The organism is Serratia sp. X3 (assembly GCF_014982455.1).
Classification (GTDB): domain Bacteria; phylum Pseudomonadota; class Gammaproteobacteria; order Enterobacterales; family Enterobacteriaceae; genus Serratia; species Serratia ureilytica.
The window spans coordinates 1,482,562-1,502,552 of sequence record NZ_JADCNB010000001.1 but is presented as its reverse complement, the minus strand read 5'-3'; the positions used below and the strand labels follow the sequence as shown (position 1 = coordinate 1,502,552).

The following is a 19,991-nucleotide window of genomic DNA, read 5'->3' as shown; positions in this document are numbered from 1 at the left end:
CGCATTTTTAGCGCCGTCGGCGCTATCTGAGGACACAGCATGTTAAGCATCAAGAATTTGAAAGTCAGCGTGGAAGGCAACGAGATCCTCAAGGGATTGGATCTGGAGATCAAACCGGGCGAAGTGCACGCCATCATGGGGCCGAACGGCTCGGGTAAGAGTACGCTGTCCGCCACGCTGGCCGGGCGTGAAGAATACGAAGTGACTGAAGGGGAAGTCACCTTCAAGGGCAAAGATCTGCTGGAGCTGGATCCGGAAGATCGCGCGGGCGAAGGCGTGTTCCTGGCGTTCCAGTACCCGGTGGAGATCCCCGGCGTCAGCAACCACTTCTTCCTGCAGACGTCGGTCAACGCGGTGCGCAAATACCGCGAACAAGAGCCGCTGGATCGCTTCGATTTCGCCGATTTCATCGAAGAGAAGATCGCGCTGCTGGATATGCCGGCCGATCTGCTGACCCGTTCGGTCAACGTCGGTTTCTCCGGCGGCGAGAAAAAGCGCAACGACATTCTGCAGATGGCGGCGCTGGAGCCGGATCTGTGCATTCTCGATGAAACCGACTCCGGTCTGGATATCGACGCGCTGAAAATCGTCGCCAACGGCGTCAACTCGCTGCGGGACGGCAAGCGCGCCTTTATCATCGTCACGCACTACCAGCGCATTTTGGACTACATCCAGCCGGATTACGTACACGTGCTGTCCCAGGGGCGCATCGTCAAATCCGGCGATTTCTCGCTGGTGAAACAGTTGGAGGAGCAAGGCTATGGCTGGCTTACCGACCAACAGTAACGCCAACGCGTTGCAGCAGCTGTATCGTCTGTTCGAAGGCCGCGGCGGCGAGCGTTCGCCCCATGCGCTGGCGCACTGGCAGCAGGCTCTGAGACTCGGCTGGCCGACGCGCAAACATGAGAACTGGAAATACACGCCGCTCGAGGGGCTGCTGGAGCAGCAATTCCTTGAGCCGCAGCCCGCATCCGTGAACGCCACTCAGCTCGAGGCGCTGGCGCTCGGTATCGACGCCTGCCGGCTGGTGTTTATCGACGGCCGCTACAGTGCCGCGCTCAGCGATGGCGATCTGGGCGACTACCAGTTCGAGCTGACCGCCTACGGCACGCCGCAGGCGCTGCCGGAGCCCATTCAGCCCGAAGTCTTCCTGCATCTGACCGAAAGCCTGGCGCAGGAAACCAGCCTGATCCGTCTGCCGGCCGGTAAAGCCCCCACACGGCCGCTGTACCTGTTGCATATCAGCAGCGGCCGCGGCGTGACGGGGGAAGTGAATACCGTGCATCACCGCCATCATCTGGAGATCGGGCGCGGGGCCGAGGCGGAAGTGATCGAACACTATGTCAGCCTGGGCGAGGCCGCGCACTTTACCGGCGCGCGCCTGACCGCCAACGTGGTGGACAACGCCGGGCTGTTGCACTGCAAGCTGGCGTTTGAAAGCCGGCCGAGCTACCACTTTGCCCATAACGATCTGGTCATCGGCCGCGACGCGCGGGTGAAAAGCGACAGCTTCCTGCTGGGCGCCGGCCTGACGCGCCACAACACCAGCGCGCAGCTGAACGGCGAAGGCGCCAATCTGGTGATCAACAGCCTGGTGCTGCCGGTGGGCAAGGAGATTTGCGATACCCGCACCTATCTGGAACACAACAAGGGCTACTGCGAAAGCCGCCAGCTGCATAAAACCGTGGTCAGCGATCGCGGCAAAGCGGTGTTTAACGGCATGATCAAAGTGGCCAAACATGCCATCAAAACCGACGGGCAGATGACCAACCACAATCTGTTGTTGGGGAAAGTGGCGGAAGTGGATACCAAGCCGCAGCTGGAGATCTACGCTGACGACGTCAAGTGCAGCCACGGCGCCACCGTGGGGCGTATCGATGAAGAACAGCTGTTTTATCTGCAGTCGCGCGGCATCGACAAGCACGCGGCGCAGCAGATGATCATCTTCGCCTTCGCCGCCGAGCTGACCGAAGGCATCGCCAACGACACCATCCGGGAACGGGTGCTGGCGCGCATCGCCCAGCGCCTGCCGGGGGAGGCTGCATGAGTTATCCGATTGAACGCGTGCGCGGCGATTTCCCGCTGCTGGCGCGCGAGGTGAACGGCCAACCGCTGGCCTACCTCGACAGCGCCGCCAGCGCGCAGAAACCGCAGACGGTGATCGACCGCGAACTGGATTTCTATCGCCACGGCTATGCCGCGGTGCATCGCGGCATCCACACCCTGAGCGCCGAGGCGACTCAGCAGATGGAAGCGGTGCGGGAACAGGCGGCGCGCTTTATCAACGCCGCCTCGGTGGAAGAGATGGTGTTCGTCAAGGGCACCACCGAAGGTATCAATCTGGTGGCCAACAGCTTTGGCCGCCACCGGCTGCAGCCGGGTGACGCGATTCTCATCACCGAGATGGAGCACCACGCCAACATCGTGCCCTGGCAGATGCTGGCGCAGGAGCGCGGTCTGCAGCTGCGGGTTTGGCCGCTGCAGCCCGACGGCACGCTGGATCTGGCGCGGTTGCCGGAACTGGTCGACGCGTCCTGCAAACTGCTGGCGCTGACCGAGGTCTCCAACGTGCTGGGCACCGTCAACCCGGTGCGCGACATCATCGCCCGCGCCAGAGCCCTGGCGCCGGATCTGACGGTGCTGGTGGACGGCGCGCAGGCGGTGATGCACCAGCGCGTCGATGTTCAGGCGCTGGACTGCGATTTCTACGTGTTTTCTGGCCATAAGCTGTATGGCCCTTCCGGCATCGGCATGCTGTATGGGCGCCAGGCGCTCCTGCAGCAGATGCCGCCGTGGGAAGGGGGCGGCTCGATGATCCGTCAGGTCAGCCTGACGGCGGGCACCACCTTCGCCGATCCGCCCTGGCGCTTCGAGGCCGGTTCGCCGAACACCGCCGGTATCATGGGGCTGGGCGCGGCGTTCGATTACGTCGAAGCCCTGGGGCTGAATGCGATCCGCGATTATGAACAGTCGCTGATGCATTACGCGCTTGAGGCGCTCAAGCAGGTGCCGACGCTGAAAATCTATGGTCCGGCGCATCGGGCCGGGGTGATCGCCTTCAATTTGGGGGAACACCACGCCTATGACGTCGGCAGCTTCCTCGATCAATACGGCATCGCCATTCGCACCGGCCACCATTGCGCCATGCCGCTGATGGCGTTTTATCAGGTGCCGAGCATGTGCCGCGCGTCGCTGGCGTTATATAATACCCGCGAAGAGGTGGACCGGCTGGTGGCCGGGCTGCAACGCATTCATCAGCTGTTAGGCTAGCCGGGGCGCGTCCTCGGCGGTACAAAAGGATCCCCATGGCGAATTTGCCGGACAAAGACAAATTGGTGCGTAATTTCTCCCGCTGTTTGAACTGGGAGGAGAAATACCTGTACGTGATTGAACTCGGCGCCAAATTGCCGCCGCTGGACGAGGCCGAGCGGCAGGCCGAGAACCTGATTTCCGGCTGCCAGAGCCAGGTGTGGATCGTGATGCGCCGCGATGAGCAAGGGCAGGTCGAATTCCATGGCGATAGCGACGCGGCGATCGTCAAAGGGCTGCTGGCGGTGGTGTTTATTCTTTATCGTCAATTAACGCCACAGCAAATCGTCGAGCTCGACGTGCGGCCGTTTTTCACCGAGCTGGCGCTCAGCCAACATCTGACGCCTTCGCGCTCGCAGGGGCTGGAGGCGATGATCCGCGCCATTCGCAGTAAAGCCGCTCAGTTGGCCTGATCCTTAACGCCACTGCTCTTTAAAGGCTCATTGATATATTCGCTTTGTCAATGAGTCTTTACAATCCGCCGTTTTCCCCAGGAATCCCCCCCCAATTCAGTGATATTTCAGCAGCTTACTTATTGACGTTTCGTTGACAATCAACGACGGTGATTACGTTATAACGTGTTGATTTTTAGAGAACTTATTGCCTTTGATGCCAGCGTTGCTAGTATTAATCAGGTATTGTCTGATTTACCCACCGCCAGGCGCTCGTTAGCCTTGGGGGCGAACCGTCATAAAAAATATAGGGATGATAATGAAACGTGCGTTGAGTTTAATGGGCATGGTCTTCGCCACCGTACTGGCCGGCACGCAGGCCGCCAGTGCGACCGAATACCCGCTGCCGCCGCCGGACAGCCGTCTGATCGGTGAAAACACCACTTATACCGTGCCAAACGACGGCCGTCCGCTGGAGGCGATCGCTGCCGACTACAAGATTGGCCTGCTGGGCATGCTGGAAGCCAACCCCGGCACCGATCCGTTCCTGCCTAAGCCGGGTACGGTGCTGACCATTCCGACCCAAATGCTGCTGCCTGACACCAAGCGTGAAGGGATCATCGTCAACCTGGCCGAGCTGCGCCTTTACTACTATCCGAAAGGCGAGAATAAAGTGATCGTCTATCCGATCGGTATCGGCCAGACCGGGATGCACACGCCGCTGGAAGTGACCTCCATCAGCCAGAAGATCCCGAACCCGACCTGGACGCCCACCGCCAACATCCGCAAGCGCTATCAATCCCAGGGCGTGACGCTGCCTGCGGTGGTGCCGGCCGGCCCTGAGAACCCGATGGGGCTGTTCGCCCTGCGTCTGGCGATGGGGCGCGGTGAATACCTGATCCACGGCACCAACGCCAACTTCGGTATCGGCATGCGCGTCAGCTCCGGCTGTATTCGCCTGCGTCCGACGGACATCGAGGCGCTGTTCAACATGGTGCCGCGCGGCACTCGGGTGCAAGTGATCAACGATCCGGTGAAGATTTCGGTCGAGCCGGACGGCAAACGCTATGTGGAAGTGCACCAGCCGCTGTCGCGGGTGGAAAGCGACGATCCGCAGACCATGCCGATCGCGTTGTCTAAAGCGGAGAAAGCCTTTGCTGCCGATGGGCAAACCGATCGCGCCGTGTTCGATAGCGCGGTTGTACGCCGCTCTGGCATGCCGGTGCTGGTCAATGTAGGGGAGAGCCCGTCTGAGGTGCGTTTAACGCCTGCAGAGGCTCCTGCGGCGAATAAGAGCCCATTCAAGGCAGCACCAATCAGCTCGGTGAACTAAGTTTGCCGGATTGAGCGGTCGAAGAGGGGTTCAGCGTGCTGAACCTCTTTTTTTGTCTGCTGCGCAGGAAAAGTCAGTCCAAGAAACAGGCAAAAAAAACGGCGCACAATGTGCGCCGTTTTCAATAACCAAAGCTATCTTACTTTTTGTAAGCGTGAGCTTGGTTGTCCAGACGCTGGTTAGCGCGTGCTGCGTCGTCTTTAGCCGCTTGAACGTCAGAACGCATTGCGTTCACGTCGTTGCTCAGCTGATCAACTTTAGCGTTCAGAGTCTGAACGTCAGAAGACAGTTGATCGATTTTAGCGTTGCTAGAGCAGCCAGCCAGCAGAGTGGAACCCAGGATTACCGCGCCCAGTACCAGTTTAGTACGATTCATTATAACACCCTCTAGATTGAGTTAATCTCCATGTAGCGTTACAAGTATTACACAAACTTTTTTCGAAAGAGAATAATTTTTTAGTGTTGAGGTGCTTTATTTTGATCGTTCGCTCAAACTTGCATCTGGTTTTACAAATTAGTTAAAAAAACGAGGGAAAACAGCCGGCTTCCATGGGACTACTCCGATTTGTTATTAGCTAAATAATGAGCAGATCGCGGTTGCGTTTTGAGAAAAATAGTTTACTGGCGATAAAAAAAACGCCGCAAAGCGGCGTTTTGATCAAGATAATTATGTCACGTTTTATATTACAGCACGTGTACCGAGGCGGTGTTGGTGGTGCCGCTCGGCACCAGCGCGCCGGAAACCATCACCACGACGTCGCCTTTTTGCGCCAGGCCGCTGGCCAGCGCGGCTTCTTTACCGATGCGGTAGAAGTCGTCGGTGGAGGCGATTTCTTTGACCATCTGCGGGATAACGCCCTTGCTCAGCACCAGCTGATGCGCGGTGGTCTGGTTGGTGGTCAGCGCCAGGATCACGGCGTTCGGGAAGTATTTACGCACGGATTTCGCTGACTTGCCGCCGCTGGTGGCGACGACGATCAGCGGCGCGTCCAGTTTTTCGGCGGTTTCAACCGCGCCGCGGCATACCGCTTCGGTGATGCGCAGCTTGCGGCGATCGTTCAGGGTATCGATGCGGCTTGGCATCACGCGATCGGTGCGTTCGCAGATGGTCGCCATGATGTTGACCGCTTCCAGCGGGTATTTGCCCTTGGCGCTTTCGCCGGACAGCATGACGGCGTCGGTGCCGTCCAGAATGGCGTTGGCGACGTCACCGGCTTCCGCACGGGTAGGGCGCGGGTTCTTGATCATGGAATCGAGCATCTGGGTGGCGGTGATCACCACTTTACGCGCACGGTTGCATTTTTCGATCATCATCTTCTGGGCGAAGATCACTTCTTCTACCGGGATTTCAACGCCCAGATCGCCGCGGGCAACCATGATGCCGTCGGACGCTTCGAGAATTTCGTCGAAGTTGTTCAGGCCTTCCTGGTTCTCGATCTTGGAGATGATCTGGATCTGCTCGCCGCCGTGCGCTTTCAGGTGCTCGCGGATCTCCAGGACGTCGGAGCGTTTACGGATGAAGGACGCCGCCACGAAGTCGACGCCTTGCTCGCAGCCGAAGATCAGGTCGCGTTTGTCTTTCTCGGCCAGCGCAGGCAGCTGGATGGACACGCCCGGCAGGTTGACGCCTTTGTTCTCGCCCAGGTCGCCGTTGTTCAGCACCTTGCAAACGACTTCGTTCTCGGTCACGTTGGTGACTTCCATGCCGATCAGACCGTCGTCAACCAGCACGGTGTTGCCGATCTTCAGGTCGGCGGCGAAGCCGGCGTAGGTCACCGCCACGCGTTCGCTGTTGCCGATCACGCTCTGGTCGGTGGTGAAGGTGAAGGTTTGGCCGGCGACCAGAGAGGCGTCTTTGCCGCCTTCCAGTTTCATGGTGCGAATTTCCGGGCCTTTGGTATCCAGCAGGATGCCGGCGTTGATACCGGTTTTCGCCATCACGGCGCGCATGTTCTTGATGCGGTTGCCGTGCTCTTCATAGTCGCCGTGAGAGAAGTTGAGACGCATCACGTTCATGCCCGCATTGAGCAGGTTGGTCAGCATTTCTTCCGATTCGGTTTTTGGACCGATGGTACAAACAATTTTGGTCTTTTTCATGGCGGAGTTTTCTACAAGTTGTGATGGATAAAAAAACGAATTTGACCGGCGTTGTTTACGCCGATAGGGAATTTGAGCCGTGCCTGGTGGTGAAAAACATAGTTAAGGATAGGTGACGACAGTTGATGTGGGGCGGAAAAATTCAGCCCGCGCGGGGGCGCGGGGATGCTGCGCAACGGGGTGAGATTAAATCGTGTTGTTATTGCGTTTTCGCAGATCAAGGGCTGAAACCATTCAACTGATAGACGTTGCGCATTATAAAGGCTAAGCGGCGGGAAACAAAATAAAAAACCGCGGCGGTGCGGCGGATATGTCAAAACGAGGGCAAATGTGGCGCAAATGCAACGCGTTGCGTACAGCTTGTTGCGCAAATAACCTTGCTGTAAATGCGGCTTAGCGCGTTTGCGGGATTTCCAGCAGCACGCCGGCGCTCAGGCAGAAGCAGCCGCTGGCGACGTTGGCCGGCAGGGTCAGGCTCTCGCCGGCCCGCACTATCCGCGTGTCGCCGCCGAGGGTGAACTCGAATTCACCCGATATCACCCGGGTTTGCAGCGCCTGCGCGGGCTTTTGCAGCTGGCCGAAGGCCCCGGTCTCGAAACGCACTTCCGCTGCCGGCGAACCGTCGCTCATCACGCCTTCACGACGGGCAAGGCCATTGTCGAGCGGTAAAAAGGCGGTGTTGGCGGTGAAGGTGGTCATGTGGCGTTCCTGATGGCTGATGGCGGTAGTTCGGCGCAATCGACATGAAAAATCGAGCGGTCGGGCAGAGACGAAACAGCGAGAATTATAACGCGATAGGGGGAGAGGTGAATCAGCAATATGGTGCGTCCGAGTGGACTCGAACCACCGACCCCCACCATGTCAAGGTGGTGCTCTAACCAACTGAGCTACGGACGCACTGCACTGCTTCTGGAATTTGGTGCGTCCGAGTGGACTCGAACCACCGACCCCCACCATGTCAAGGTGGTGCTCTAACCAACTGAGCTACGGACGCACTGTACTGCTTCTGGAATTTGGTGCGTCCGAGTGGACTCGAACCACCGACCCCCACCATGTCAAGGTGGTGCTCTAACCAACTGAGCTACGGACGCATCTTTTCCTGTCTGTCATGGCTGACAGCGGGGACGAATATTAACGAGCTACCCGCGTGCTGGCAAGGGGAAAAACGCAATTTTATTCGGTATTTCACGCGATTGCTGAGGTTGTGCGCAGACAGGCGTTTTTTTCCGCAACCCGCTGCCCGGCCGGGGAGAAAACCGGCCGGGAACGGGCTCAGCGGGTAGAACGCTGCAGGATGACGGTGGTCGGCTGTTTCTGCAGCCAGCGCATGCGCAGCGCCATCATGATGGCGGCGAAGGTCAGGCCGATGATAAAGCCGATCCAGAAACCGCTCGGCCCCATCGCCGGCACCACCGCATCGGTCAACGCCAGCAGATAGCCGCTCGGCAGGCCCAACACCCAGTAAGCGATGAAGGTGATGAAGAAGATCGCGCGAGTATCTTTATAACCGCGCAGCACGCCGCTGCCGATCACCTGGATTGAATCCGAGATTTGATACAGCGCCGCCAGCAGCATCAGTTGCGAGGCCATCGCCACCACCGCCGGGCTGTCGTTGTACAGCAGGGCGATCGGTTCGCGGAAGGTGGCGGTAAACAGCGCGGTGCAGACGGCCATGGTGATGCCGACGCCGATGGCGGAGTAAGCGGCGACGCGCGCGCCTTCTACCGACCCTTCTCCCAGACGAAAACCGACGCGAATGGTGGCGCCGACGCCCAGCGACAGCGGCAACACGAACATCAGGGCGCTGAAGTTAAGCGCGATCTGGTGGCCGGCGACCGCGACGATCCCCAGCGGCGACACCAGCAGCGCCACCACGGCGAACAGGGTGACTTCGAAGAACAGCGCCAGCGCCACCGGCATGCCGATGCCGATCAGGCGCTTCAGCGCCGCCCAGTCCGGGCCGCCGAGATCGCCTGCCTGGCGCTTGATGTCGCGCTGCGAAGGTGCGCGCTTCACGTACCAGCGCATCATCAGGAACATGATCCAGTAGACGCTGCCGGTGGCGACGCCGCAGCCCACGCCGCCCAGCTCCGGCATGCCGAACTTGCCGTAGATGAAGATGTAGTTGATCGGGATATTCACCAGCAGGCCGAGGAAGCCGATCACCATGCCGGGCTTGGTTTTGGACAGCCCTTCGCACTGGTTGCGCATCACCTGGAAGAACAGATAGCCCGGCGCGCCCCACATGATGGCGTGCAGATAACCGACGGCTTTATCCGCCAGCTGAGGATCGATGTTGTGCATCATGTCGATGACGAATTTGCAGTTATACAGCACGACGATCAACAGCACGGAAACGCCGGAGGCCAGCCAGAAGCCCTGACGCACCTGATGGGCGATACGATCGCGACGGCCGGCGCCGTTTAACTGGGCGATCACCGGGGTCAGCGCCAGCAGCAGGCCGTGGCCGAACAGGATGGCCGGCAGCCAGATAGAGGTGCCGACCGCAACCGCCGCCATATCGGTGGCGCTGTAAGCGCCGGCCATGATGGTATCCACCACACCCATGGCGGTTTGCGAGATTTGCGCGATGATCACCGGGATAGCGAGAGCCAATAAACTACGCGCTTCAATTAAGTACTTCTGCACGCATACACCTTTCTATTTATATATGTGGGAGGGAGGGCTGCCGCGAGAGGACAACAATTAAAATAGCGGAATTTTGTCAAAAATATTGTACCTGCTCGGCGTCGTTAAGCAAACGCCGCAGATAAATAGTTATTAAATGCGCAGGGACGCGTTTTTTGCCGTCGCGGATTTGGTTTTCCGCGCCAACTGGGGCAAACTGCCGGAAGCGTTTTAATCTATTGAGTAAGAAGAGGCACATATGTTCACCGGTATCGTACAAGGCACCGCGCCGCTGGTCGCCATTGATGAGAAACCCAATTTCCGCACCCATGTGATCGAGATGCCTGCAGAACTGCTGCCGGGGCTGGAGCTGGGCGCGTCGGTGGCCCATAACGGCTGCTGCCTGACCGTCACCGCGGTGGAAGGCAACCGCGTCAGCTTCGATTTGATCAAGGAAACGTTGCGCCTGACCAACCTCGGCGATCTGGCGCTGGGCGACATCGTCAATATCGAGCGCGCGGCGAAATTCAATGATGAAATTGGCGGTCATTTGATGTCCGGCCATATCATCTGCACGGCGGAAGTGGCCAAAATTTATACCTCGGAAAATAACCGTCAGGTATGGCTGCGCATGCCGAATGCGGAATTGATGAAATATGTGCTGCACAAAGGTTTCATCGGCATCGATGGCATTAGCCTGACCATCGGCGAAGTGGTGAATAACCGTTTCTGCGTGCATCTGATCCCGGAAACCCTGGAGCGCACTACGCTGGGTAAAAAACGCCTGGGCGATAAGGTGAACATCGAGATCGATCCGCAAACGCAGGCGGTGGTGGACACCGTCGAGCGTGTGTTGGCCAATCGGGAAGCGACGCTGGCGGCGGCGATAGCGCCGGCGCACAAAGACTGACAGCGATGCGGCGTTGCCGCCGACATCGAATTATAAGCAGAGAGGAGAAACGCGTGAAGTTTTATGGGAAAACGTTGTTGTTAACCGCGTTGCTGGCGCTAAGCGCCTGCAGCAGTTCACCTGAGCAGGGCGGCGGCGCGCAAGCGGCCGATGCGGACGACACCTGCGGCGCTTCGCAGTATCAAAACTTCGTCGGCAAGCCGATGACGTCGCTGGAAGGCGTGCGGATCGAATCCAAGGTGCGCGCCATTCCGTACAACTCTGCCGTCACTATGGATTTCAACCTGCGTCGTTTGAACTTCCTCGGCGATCGCGACGATAAAATCATCCGCGTATACTGCGGCTAAGTCGCCTGGTTCGAAAAAGCAAAAAAAGCCCCGGCGATGTTGTTGCCGGGGCTTTTTTATTAGGGGAGCGTTCAGCGTGCGACGCGGATGCCGCCTTCAACGCCTTTCGGGCTGAACACCACCTGCCAGAGCTGCAGGTCGCGCGCCCGAAACGCGCCGGCGCAGGCGTTCAGGTAATAGCTGAACATCCGCTCGAAGCGCTCGGAATAACGCGGAGCAAGCTGCGGCCACGCCTGTTTGAAGCGCTCGAACCAGGCCATCAGCGTGCGATCGTAGTCGGCGCCGATGTTGTGCCAGTCTTCCATCACGAAATGGCCTTCGCTGGCCTCGGCGATATGCCTCACCGAGGGCAGGCAGCCGTTCGGGAAGATATATTTGTTGATCCACGGATCGACGTTCATATCGGTCTTGTTGGAACCGATGGTGTGCAGCAGGAACAGGCCGTGCGGTGCCAGATTGCGCTCCACCACGTCGAAATAGGTGCGGTAGTTTTTCGGCCCGACGTGTTCGAACATGCCGACCGAGACGATGCGATCGAACTGCTGGTGCAGATCGCGATAATCCTGCAACAGGATCTGCACGTCCAGCCCGGCGCAGCGCGCCTGAGCCAGCTTCTGCTGCTCGGCGGAAATGGTCACGCCGACCACCGACACGCCGTAATTTTTCGCCGCGTAGGCAGAAAGGCCGCCCCAGCCGCAACCGATATCCAGCAAGCGCATGCCCGGCTGCAGCTGCAGTTTTTCGCAGATCATCCGCAACTTGGCTTCCTGCGCTTCTTCCAGCGTTGTGGCGTCTTTCCAGTAGCCGCAGGAGTATTGCATGTAAGGATCGAGCATCAGCGTAAACAGATCGTTGCCAAGATCGTAATGCTCTTTGCCGACGATCCAGGCGCGTTTTTTCGATTGCAGATTGGTCAGGCGCGCTGCGGCGATACGCAGGGTATCTTTCAGATGGTGGGGGAGCTTCTTCTCCAGCCCGGCGCTGACCACGCGCTGGAAGAACATATCCAGCCGCTCGCACTCCCACCAGCCGTCCATATAGCTCTCGCCGAGACCCAGTGAGCCTTGCTGCAAAACGCGTTTAAAGAATTCGGGGTTTTTAACCTGAATATCGAAAGGGCGCGATCCGTTAATTTCGATACCGGCCAGACCGAGCATTTCGTGCGCGATACGGTACCACTGGTTATCCTGGATGCTCAGATCTTCTATACACGATGAACTCATAGCTTCTCCATCACCTTCTTCTGACTGATGACCCGTTAGGAAACAGCTTAGACAATTTCTGCGGGTGCATACGTATACCAACGGGAAATAAGCCCGCGGCGTCTGATATCCGACTATGAACAGAGGAAATTTAAAGAAGCGATCCGACGCAAACGGCGCAGGATAAACGCCTCTTTAAAAAAAGAGTGTGACGCAAGACGCGTACACAACAGCTAATTGAGATATAGAGATTATAAGGTGTTACTTTACAAGGTTGTTTTTGAGTATAGGCGCGCCGAGGCATTGACTCAACTGTAAATCGCACTCGGCACGCATATTCTTTAAGTGATTATTTAGCTTGGCAATTATGACGCTGAGTTAGCATGCTCGCGCGGCGTTTCTTGCGGCGCCTTGGCCGCTTTTCCCCGCTGCAGGAAATACCCCAGCGCGGCCAGTATCACCGTGGACACCATCACCGTCACCGTCGCCAACAGCGGCTGCGCAATAAACGTCGATACCAGCATGCTCGCCACGAAACACAGCCCCAGCTGCAGCGTATTTTGCAGCGCGGCGGCTTTGCCGCTGCTGTCCGGGAACGGCATCAGCGCGTTGGCCACCATGATCGGATAGCCGGCGCCGTTGACCAGCGCCATCACGCAGAACGGGATCAGGAGCGTGGTGAGCGTCGGGTTGGTCAGGGTCGCCACCAGATACAGGGCCACCATGCTGACAGCATAAGCTACCAGCAGCCACGGCAGCAGGGTTTTGCCATTGATGCGCTTAAGCGCGGCGCGGCACCCGTAACCGCCCAGCAGGAAGGCCAGCGTCTGCGGCACATAGCTCAGGCCGATGTCGCTCGGGCCGTAGCCCATATCACCGAGGATAAACGGCGAGCCGGTCAGCCAGGCGAAGAAACCGGCCGAACAGGCGGCGTACATGGCGACATTGCCGCTGAATACCGGGGATTTCAATAATTGCCAAAAACTGACGCTGCTTTTTGGCGCGTCGACGGCGGGTTTTGGCCTGGTGTTCTCTTTGAGCAGCAGCGTCGGCAGCAGCAACAAGGCGGTGATGGCCAGCAGCACGGCGAAGATCGCGCGCCAGCTGGCGTGGTTCAGCAGCCAGGCGCCCAGCAGCGGCGCCAGCGCCGGCGATAGCGCCACCAGCGGCATGATGGTGGCGAATACGCGGTTGGCCTGGCCTTCACGATAGCGGTCGACCACCAGCGCTTGCCAGATGGCGGCGGCGGAACAGACGCCTACGGCCTGAATAAAGCGCAGTATCCAGAGCTGAGCGGCATTTTCCACCCACAGCATGCCCAGGCAGCCGAGCGCGAACAGCGTCAGGCCAATCAACAATACCGGTTTGCGCCCCAGACGGTCGGAGAGCGGCCCCCACAGCAGCTGCGCGAAGGCGAAGCCGGCCAAAAAGATGCTCAGGCTGGCGCTGACCGCGCCGGCGGAAATTTGCAGTTCCTCCCGCATGGCGCCGAAGGCGGGCAGGTACATATCGGTCGCCAGATAACCCAGCATGCTCAGGCCGGCGAGGTAGAACATAAAACCAAAGGAATTTCGCATGGTATTTCTCGTTAATATTTTAGTGTCGCAGGTTTTTAGCGCCGGCCAGTGTATCCGGCTGGATCTCTGCTTGTGAAACGGTAATATTTGCAAAGTGCTGTTAAAAAAATTGAAGGCAAAGCGATGTGGTCTGAATATTCTCTCGAGGTCGTTGATGCGGTGGCGCGCACCGGCAGTTTCAGCGCGGCGGCGCAGGAGCTGCACCGGGTGCCGTCGGCGGTAAGTTATACCGTGCGGCAGCTGGAGCAATGGCTGGCGGTGCCGCTGTTTGAGCGGCGTCATCGCGATGTGGAACTGACGCCGGCCGGCGCGCTGTTTATCAAGGATGCGCGAGCTGTTATCAAAAAAATGCTCGACACCCGCCGCCACTGTCAACAGGTGGCCAACGGTTGGCGCGGTCAGCTGAATATCGCGGTGGACATCATCGTCAAACCGCAGCGCAGCCGCCAGCTGGTGCTGGATTTCTACCGCCATTTCCCCGACGTCGAGCTGATGCTGCAACCCGAGGTATTTAACGGCGTGTGGGATGCATTGGTGGACGGCAGGGTGGACATGGCGATCGGCGCCACCCGCGCGGTGCCGGTCGGCGGCGGCTTCGCTTTCCGCGACATGGGGGATATGAACTGGCTGTGCGTAGTCAGCCCACAGCATCCGCTGGCGCAGCTGGCAGGGCCGTTGAATGACGACCGGTTGAGGCCGTACCCTGCGCTTTGTCTGGAAGACACCTCGCGCAATCTGCCCAAGCGCGTCACCTGGACGCTGGATAACCAGCGGCGGCTGGTGGTGCCGGACTGGACCTCGGCGCTCGACTGTTTGTGCGCCGGATTGTGCGTCGGCATGATGCCGGCGCATCTGGCGCTGCCGCGGGTGCAGCGCGGTGAGCTGAAGGCGTTGCAGTTGCAGCAGCCGTTTCCCGCCAGCCCCTGCTGCCTGACCTGGCAACAGGATAAACCGTCACCGGCGATGAGCTGGCTGCTGGCGTATTTGGGCGATGGCGAGACGCTGAATCAGGAGTGGCTGAGTGAGGCGGCACCGGAAGCCGTGTCGGCTTCCGGTAGGGAGGAGGATCAGCGGCGGTAGTCGATGAACGGACCGTCGGCGACCGAACGGCGTTCGACCAGTTTCGGATGCACTTCGATCACCTGCGATTCTTCGCGCTTGCTGATGATGCGATCCAGCAGCATGGTGAAGGCCATTTCGCCCAGACGCTCTTTCGGCTGATGAATGGTGGTCAGCGCCGGGGTGAAGTAGCGGGCGTTGCGCACGTTGTCGTAGCCGATCACGGAAATATCCTGCGGCACCCGCAGCCCCAGTTCGTCGGCGGCGCAGATGGCGCCCATCGCCATGATGTCGCCGCCGCAGAATACCGCGGTCGGTCGCTGTTTTTGCGACAGAATTTGATGCATCGCCTTGTAACCGGACTCCGGCTCGAAGTCACCCTGGACTATCCACTCTTCGCGAATATCGATATGCGCTTCCTGCAGCGCCTTCATGAAGCCCTGATGCCGACCGCCGCCGGTGTTGCGCGACAGCTGGCCCGGGATAGCGCCGATATCGCGGTGGCCGCGTTCGATCAGATAACGCCCGGCCAGATAGCCGCCCTCGAACGCGTTATCGATGATGGTGTCGGTGAAGTCGCCGCGCGCGGCGCCCCAGTCCATTACCACCATCGGGATGTTGCGGTAGTCTTCCAGCATGCCCAGCAGCTGATCCGGGTATTCGGAACACATGACCAGCAGGCCGTCGACGCGCTTTTGCGCCAGCATCGCCAGGTAGGCGCGCTGTTTGTCCAGATTGTTGTGCGAGTTGCACAGGATCAGGGTATAGCCTTTGCTGTAGCAGCTGTTTTCCACCGCCTCGATCACTTCGGCAAAGTAGGGCGCTTCGCTCGAGGTGGCCAGCAGACCGATAGACTTGGTGTGATTGACTTTCAGGCTGCGCGCTACGGCGCTCGGCGAGTAGTGCAGCTCTTTGATGGCGGCCCACACGGCCGCTTTGGTCTCTTCGGCGACGAAACGAGTCTTATTGATGACGTGCGAAACGGTGGTGGTGGAAACGCCCGCGCGTTTGGCCACATCTTTAATCGTTGCCATGTAAGGAATGACTCCTGAACTCACATGTTTACAGCATGTAAGTGTGATGTTAATCGTTTGCCTACGTAGATCCTTCTCCAGAGAAGCGAAAACTGAGTTTTTAGTGTTGAAGTCGTCAGCGCTTAATCAGGAGGGGCATGAATGCCGGTACGCAGTTGTGAACTGCGAATTTTGTCGCATATTGAACAAAAGTGGAAGAGGTAATCGAGATTATAAACCGGGAAATGATAACAAGATTTTATCGGCGAACTGTGGGAAAATGATTTGACGTACTAATTGTGCGTCTTTTATCCTTAGGAAAGCCCATTTTAAAGGAGTTGTCATGGATACCGATCTGAAGATGTCGCTGTTCACCACCGTCGGCGCGTTGGCGATGATCATCGCTTTCAGCTTTGTCGCCGCGTTGAACTGATTTCCCGCCAGTTATAAAAAAGGCGCAGCCAAGCTGCGCCTCATCACTCAGGCAAGGCCTGCGTTTACGCCAGGTTTTCCGCCGCGAAGGTCCAGTTGACCAACGCCCAGAAGTTTTCCAGGTATTTTGGACGCGCATTGCGGTAATCGATGTAATACGCGTGTTCCCACACGTCAACGGTCAGCAGCGGTTTGTCTTCGCCGGTCAGCGGGGTTGCCGCGTTGGAAGTGTTGACGATCGCCAGCGCGCCGTCCGGTTTTTTCACCAGCCAGGTCCAGCCAGCACCGAAGTTTTTCACGGCGGCATCGGTGAACTGCTCTTTGAACGCAGCGAAAGAGCCGAAGGATTTGACGATCGCCGCCGCCAGTTCGCCCTGCGGTTCACCGCCGCCCTGTGGCGACAGGCAGTGCCAGTAGAAGGTGTGGTTCCACACCTGCGCGGCGTTGTTGAACACGCCGCCGTTGGAGGTCTTGATGATCTCTTCGAGCGATTTGCCTTCGAACTCGCTGCCTTTCACCAGGTTGTTCAGGTTAACCACGTAGGTGTTGTGGTGTTTGCCGTAGTGGTATTCCAGGGTCTCGGCGGAGATGTGCGGCTCGAGCGCGTTTTTTTCATACGGTAATGCAGGTAATTCAAACGACATTGCTTCCTCCTTTACAGCGCCATTCAGCTTCTCGCCGGGGCGAACGCCGGATGGGCCGTTTTTTATTGTGGTCATTCAATCTTAACAATTTTCATCATAAAAAACAGGAGGAAAAGCGAGAAATGCGCGTGGGGGAGTGCGATGGGCGATAGCTTGAGCAGGCGGTTGCGGCCGAGGCCACAACCGCGCAGAGCAGCGAATTAACGGATGGTTTTCGGCGTCACTACGCGGCGAGCGCCGATGTAGTGGTTCTGCCAATAGTCGTTGTCGAGCTGGCTGATGCGGATCTCTTCGCCGGTGCGCGGCGACTGGATGAATTTGCCGTTGCCGAGGTAGACGCCGACATGATCCGCCACGCCGCGGTTGTTAATGCGGAAGAACACCAGATCGCCGCTTTCCAGTTCGCTTTTCTTGATCGGCGCCGCGTCGCGCAGGTGATACATCTCGTTGGCGGTGCGCGGCATCTTGATTTTCACCACGTCTTTATAGGCGTAATAGATGAGGCCGCTGCAGTCGAAGCCGGTGCGCGGCGAGCTGCCGCCCCAGCGATAAGGCTTGCCCATCTGATCCATCAGCTTGGCCATCGCGGTCTGCTTGGCGTGCTGGTAACGCTTTTTGTGCGCCGGGCTGAGTTTCAACGGTTTTTCATCACGCGCCAGCTTGGCGGTGGCCATACCGGCTTCGCGGTGGCGGCCATAGCCTTTTTTGTAGCCCTTTTTCGGCGGGGTGACTTTAATTTTGGCGGTTTTCTGCGCTTTGGCCTTGGGTTTGGCGCTGACGATCTTTTTCGCGCTTTTCTCGCTTTTGACCTTGGCGGTCTTGGTTTTTTTCTCGGGGGCCGTCACTTTGGCTTTTTTGGCGGCTTTATCCGCTTTCTTTTTTCTGCGGTCATCGGGCCGCGCTTCATTGGCATGGCTTTTACGCTGCTCGGCGGCAACACGCGCCTGTGGCGCAGCGTGCGCCAAATTGAAGAAGAGCTGCGTAAACAGCAGCGCAAAGAGCGTAAGAATTAAACGCATGTCGACGTCACCAACCTTGGCCCCGAAACGGATATCGAAAGAGTTACAGTATTCCCGAATTTCGCCATATAAAACAGCGAAGAACTCATAAATAATAATCCATATTGTGAGAAAACGTTAATGACATTTTTTTTGGTTTAAAATCAGCCTGTCGGTGTATAAAAAAGCGCCAGGCGGCGGTGACGGATATAATTAAGCCGCGCCGTCATCGCGGCGCAATATATTAGTGAAATGGTCGGATTAAAAATGTTATTCTCAACGTATGTTTTGACCGGAATGACGTGGCCGGTGAAACGCGATCGGCGGCGGGCGAATATCCTTGCAAAAGATGGCGTTTTCTTGCGACTGTTCCAGCCGCTACAATAGCCCGCGTGATGCATGTTGTAGCCATGAAATGTGGCTTGAGGAAGCAATAAATGACGACGACACTTGAAAAAATTCAGCACCAGATCGCTGAAAACCCGATTCTGCTGTACATGAAGGGTTCGCCAAAGCTGCCGAGCTGCGGCTTCTCTGCTCAGGCTGTGCAAGCGCTGTCCGCCTGCGGCGAACGTTTCGCCTATGTGGATATTCTGCAAAACCCGGACATCCGCGCCGAGCTGCCAAAATACGCCAACTGGCCGACTTTCCCGCAGCTGTGGGTAGACGGTGAGCTGGTCGGCGGTTGCGATATCATCATCGAAATGTATCAGCGCGGCGAATTGCAGCAGTTGATCAAAGAAACGGCAGAAAAGTATAAAGCGCAGGAAGACCAGCAGTCTTAATCGACAGACTTGCGTTTATCGCGTAACGGGCGGCGCCAGTGCAAACTGGGCCGCCTTTTTTATTGGGCTTATTCGGCGAGATCGCCGGCGGGCAGCGGCCAGCCGCCGAGACGCTTCCAGCGGTTAACCAGCTCACAAAACAGCAGGGCGGTTTGTTCGGTGTCGTACAGCGCGGAGTGCGCCTGGCTGCTGTCGAACGGCATGCCGGCGGCGATGCAGGCTTTGGCCAGCACCGTTTGCCCCAGCACCAGGCCGCTCAGCGCAGCGGTGTCGAAGGTGGCGAACGGATGGAACGGATTACGCTTCAAGCCGGCGCGTTCGGCCGCGGCCATCAGGAAGCTGTGATCGAAGTTGGCGTTGTGCGCGACGATAATGGCCCGGTTGCAACCGCGATCCTTGAGCCCTTTGCGCACCGCTTTGAAAATGGCGTGCAGCGCGTCGTATTCGCTGACCGCACCGCGCAGCGGGTTGTGCGGATCGATGCCGTTAAACGCCAGCGCTTCCGGTTGCAGGTTGGCGCCCTCGAAAGGCTCCACGTGGAAGTGCAGGGTTTCGTCGCGCTGCAGCCAGCCGTCTTCATCCATTTTCAGCGTCACGGCGGCGATTTCCAGCAGCGCATCGGTATTGGCGTTGAAGCCGGCGGTTTCAACATCTATTACTACGGGATAAAACCCACGAAAACGACCACTCAGGGCGTTAAGATCACTTTTTTCGGCCATCAGTTTCTTATCTTCATCGAATGCAGCGCGCATTATGGCAAATTTTGCGCCCGGTTGCAGGCGCTATCGCGCGGAGAATCAGCGGGGTGCAGGCGCGCCCCGAGAAAGGCTTAGTGGCCGAGGCCTTGGCCGGCGTGTTTGTTTTCGATCAGCTCGATTTTATAACCGTCCGGATCTTCGACGAACGCGATCACCGTGGTGCCGCCTTTCACCGGGCCGGCCTCACGGGTGACGTTGCCGCCGGCGCGGCGGATGTTGTCGCAGGTGGCGGCGACGTCGTCCACGCCCAGCGCCAGGTGGCCGAAGGCGGTGCCCATGTCGTAGCTGTCGGTGCCCCAGTTATAGGTCAGTTCGATAACCGCGCCTTCGCTCTCTTCCGTATAGCCGACAAAAGCCAGCGAGTATTTGTACTCCGGGTTTTCGCTGGTGCGCAGCAGGCGCATGCCTAATACCTTGGTGTAGAAGTCGATGGAGCGTTGCAGATCACCGACGCGGATCATGGTATGGAGTAAGCGCATAATTCCTCTGAATTGACTGTGCCGTGGC

The 19,991-nt window shown here is 58.2% G+C and carries 21 protein-coding genes and 3 tRNA genes; 10 read left to right on the top strand and 14 right to left on the bottom strand.

What is annotated here, in order from left to right:
• The first annotated feature begins 39 nt into the window (after window positions 1–39).
• The 5 genes from sufC to IMX17_RS06975 all read left to right on the top strand — a co-directional run bounded on the left by sufC (window position 40) and on the right by IMX17_RS06975 (window position 5,034).
• Window positions 40–786, top strand: a complete 747-nt coding sequence (gene sufC / locus IMX17_RS06995) for a Fe-S cluster assembly ATPase SufC (protein WP_016927936.1) — start codon at window positions 40–42, stop codon at window positions 784–786.
• Entirely contained in the window at window positions 761–2,047 is a 1,287-nt protein-coding gene (gene sufD / locus IMX17_RS06990) for a Fe-S cluster assembly protein SufD (protein WP_193549512.1), read from the top strand. Before sufC ends, sufD begins: the two co-directional genes overlap by 26 nt.
• The gene (sufS, locus tag IMX17_RS06985) at window positions 2,044–3,270 is read left to right on the top strand and encodes a cysteine desulfurase SufS (protein WP_046898496.1); all 1,227 of its coding nucleotides are present in this window, start codon (window positions 2,044–2,046) and stop codon (window positions 3,268–3,270) included. The genes sufD and sufS overlap by 4 nt, the downstream gene beginning before the upstream one ends.
• A 35-nt stretch (window positions 3,271–3,305) precedes the next feature.
• Window positions 3,306–3,722, top strand: coding sequence for a cysteine desulfuration protein SufE (gene sufE / locus IMX17_RS06980; RefSeq protein WP_047026200.1), 417 nt, complete (start codon window positions 3,306–3,308; stop codon window positions 3,720–3,722).
• Window positions 3,723–4,020: 298 nt separating this feature from the next.
• Window positions 4,021–5,034: a L,D-transpeptidase family protein gene (locus IMX17_RS06975; protein ID WP_046898494.1), complete on the top strand. Its 1,014-nt coding sequence runs from the start codon at window positions 4,021–4,023 to the stop codon at window positions 5,032–5,034.
• A gap of 139 nt (window positions 5,035–5,173) precedes the next feature.
• Here IMX17_RS06975 and IMX17_RS06970 read toward each other — a convergent pair whose 3' ends face one another.
• From IMX17_RS06970 to IMX17_RS06940, 7 genes are all read right to left on the bottom strand, one after another.
• Window positions 5,174–5,410, bottom strand: coding sequence for a major outer membrane lipoprotein (locus tag IMX17_RS06970; RefSeq protein ID WP_004931354.1), 237 nt, complete (start codon window positions 5,408–5,410; stop codon window positions 5,174–5,176).
• Window positions 5,411–5,718: 308 nt separating this feature from the next.
• Window positions 5,719–7,131: a pyruvate kinase PykF gene (gene pykF / locus IMX17_RS06965; RefSeq protein ID WP_033642909.1), complete on the bottom strand. Its 1,413-nt coding sequence runs from the start codon at window positions 7,129–7,131 to the stop codon at window positions 5,719–5,721.
• A 393-nt stretch (window positions 7,132–7,524) separates the two neighbouring features.
• On the bottom strand, window positions 7,525–7,830 hold the full coding sequence (locus IMX17_RS06960; protein WP_046898493.1) for a cupin: 306 nt from the start codon (window positions 7,828–7,830) through the stop codon (window positions 7,525–7,527).
• 121 nt (window positions 7,831–7,951) lie between these two features.
• Window positions 7,952–8,028: transfer RNA gene (locus IMX17_RS06955), tRNA-Val, on the bottom strand.
• Between the two features lie 20 nt (window positions 8,029–8,048).
• Window positions 8,049–8,125 (bottom strand) — tRNA-Val (locus IMX17_RS06950).
• A gap of 20 nt (window positions 8,126–8,145) precedes the next feature.
• Window positions 8,146–8,222 (bottom strand) — tRNA-Val (locus IMX17_RS06945).
• Between the two features lie 181 nt (window positions 8,223–8,403).
• Window positions 8,404–9,780 (bottom strand): MATE family efflux transporter, encoded by a 1,377-nt coding sequence (locus IMX17_RS06940; RefSeq protein ID WP_182264559.1) that lies wholly within the window; start codon window positions 9,778–9,780, stop codon window positions 8,404–8,406.
• A 238-nt stretch (window positions 9,781–10,018) separates the two neighbouring features.
• Here IMX17_RS06940 and IMX17_RS06935 point away from each other — a divergent pair, with 238 nt between their 5' ends.
• Window positions 10,019–10,669, top strand: coding sequence for a riboflavin synthase (locus tag IMX17_RS06935; protein ID WP_046898491.1), 651 nt, complete (start codon window positions 10,019–10,021; stop codon window positions 10,667–10,669).
• A gap of 53 nt (window positions 10,670–10,722) precedes the next feature.
• The gene (locus tag IMX17_RS06930) at window positions 10,723–11,016 is read left to right on the top strand and encodes an I78 family peptidase inhibitor (protein ID WP_182264558.1); all 294 of its coding nucleotides are present in this window, start codon (window positions 10,723–10,725) and stop codon (window positions 11,014–11,016) included.
• 71 nt (window positions 11,017–11,087) lie between these two features.
• Here the strand turns inward: IMX17_RS06930 and cfa are convergent, their stop codons facing one another.
• Together cfa and punC are read right to left on the bottom strand one after the other, a co-directional pair.
• A complete protein-coding gene (gene cfa / locus IMX17_RS06925; protein ID WP_046898489.1) occupies window positions 11,088–12,239 on the bottom strand; it encodes a cyclopropane fatty acyl phospholipid synthase in 1,152 nt (383 codons plus the stop codon).
• A 344-nt stretch (window positions 12,240–12,583) separates the two neighbouring features.
• Window positions 12,584–13,795: a purine nucleoside transporter PunC gene (punC, locus tag IMX17_RS06920; protein WP_046898488.1), complete on the bottom strand. Its 1,212-nt coding sequence runs from the start codon at window positions 13,793–13,795 to the stop codon at window positions 12,584–12,586.
• A gap of 123 nt (window positions 13,796–13,918) precedes the next feature.
• Between punC and punR the strand changes: the two genes are divergently transcribed.
• A complete protein-coding gene (gene punR, locus IMX17_RS06915) occupies window positions 13,919–14,875 on the top strand; it encodes a DNA-binding transcriptional activator PunR (RefSeq protein ID WP_046898487.1) in 957 nt (318 codons plus the stop codon).
• Here the strand turns inward: punR and purR are convergent.
• The gene (gene purR, locus IMX17_RS06910; protein WP_004931336.1) at window positions 14,863–15,888 is read right to left on the bottom strand and encodes an HTH-type transcriptional repressor PurR; all 1,026 of its coding nucleotides are present in this window, start codon (window positions 15,886–15,888) and stop codon (window positions 14,863–14,865) included. The two genes, punR and purR, sit on opposite strands and share 13 nt — an antisense overlap.
• 322 nt (window positions 15,889–16,210) lie before the next feature.
• On the opposite strand from purR, the gene IMX17_RS06905 reads away from it, so the two are divergent.
• Window positions 16,211–16,300 (top strand): YnhF family membrane protein, encoded by a 90-nt coding sequence (locus tag IMX17_RS06905; RefSeq protein ID WP_004931335.1) that lies wholly within the window; start codon window positions 16,211–16,213, stop codon window positions 16,298–16,300.
• Between the two features lie 64 nt (window positions 16,301–16,364).
• Here the strand turns inward: IMX17_RS06905 and sodB are convergent, their stop codons facing one another.
• Window positions 16,365–16,943 carry a superoxide dismutase [Fe] gene (gene sodB / locus IMX17_RS06900; RefSeq protein ID WP_004931333.1) on the bottom strand — a complete coding sequence of 193 codons (579 nt, stop codon included), beginning with the start codon at window positions 16,941–16,943 and terminating at the stop codon, window positions 16,365–16,367.
• 200 nt (window positions 16,944–17,143) lie between these two features.
• The gene (locus IMX17_RS06895) at window positions 17,144–17,962 is read right to left on the bottom strand and encodes a C40 family peptidase (protein ID WP_042784370.1); all 819 of its coding nucleotides are present in this window, start codon (window positions 17,960–17,962) and stop codon (window positions 17,144–17,146) included.
• A 416-nt stretch (window positions 17,963–18,378) separates the two neighbouring features.
• Between IMX17_RS06895 and IMX17_RS06890 the strand changes: the two genes are divergently transcribed.
• Entirely contained in the window at window positions 18,379–18,726 is a 348-nt protein-coding gene (locus tag IMX17_RS06890; RefSeq protein ID WP_004931329.1) for a Grx4 family monothiol glutaredoxin, read from the top strand.
• Between the two features lie 68 nt (window positions 18,727–18,794).
• On the opposite strand, the gene rnt is transcribed toward IMX17_RS06890, so the two are convergent.
• Entirely contained in the window at window positions 18,795–19,478 is a 684-nt protein-coding gene (rnt, locus tag IMX17_RS06885; protein ID WP_016927925.1) for a ribonuclease T, read from the bottom strand.
• A 77-nt stretch (window positions 19,479–19,555) separates the two neighbouring features.
• A complete protein-coding gene (gene gloA, locus IMX17_RS06880; protein ID WP_033652600.1) occupies window positions 19,556–19,963 on the bottom strand; it encodes a lactoylglutathione lyase in 408 nt (135 codons plus the stop codon).
• Between the last annotated feature and the right edge of the window lie 28 nt (window positions 19,964–19,991).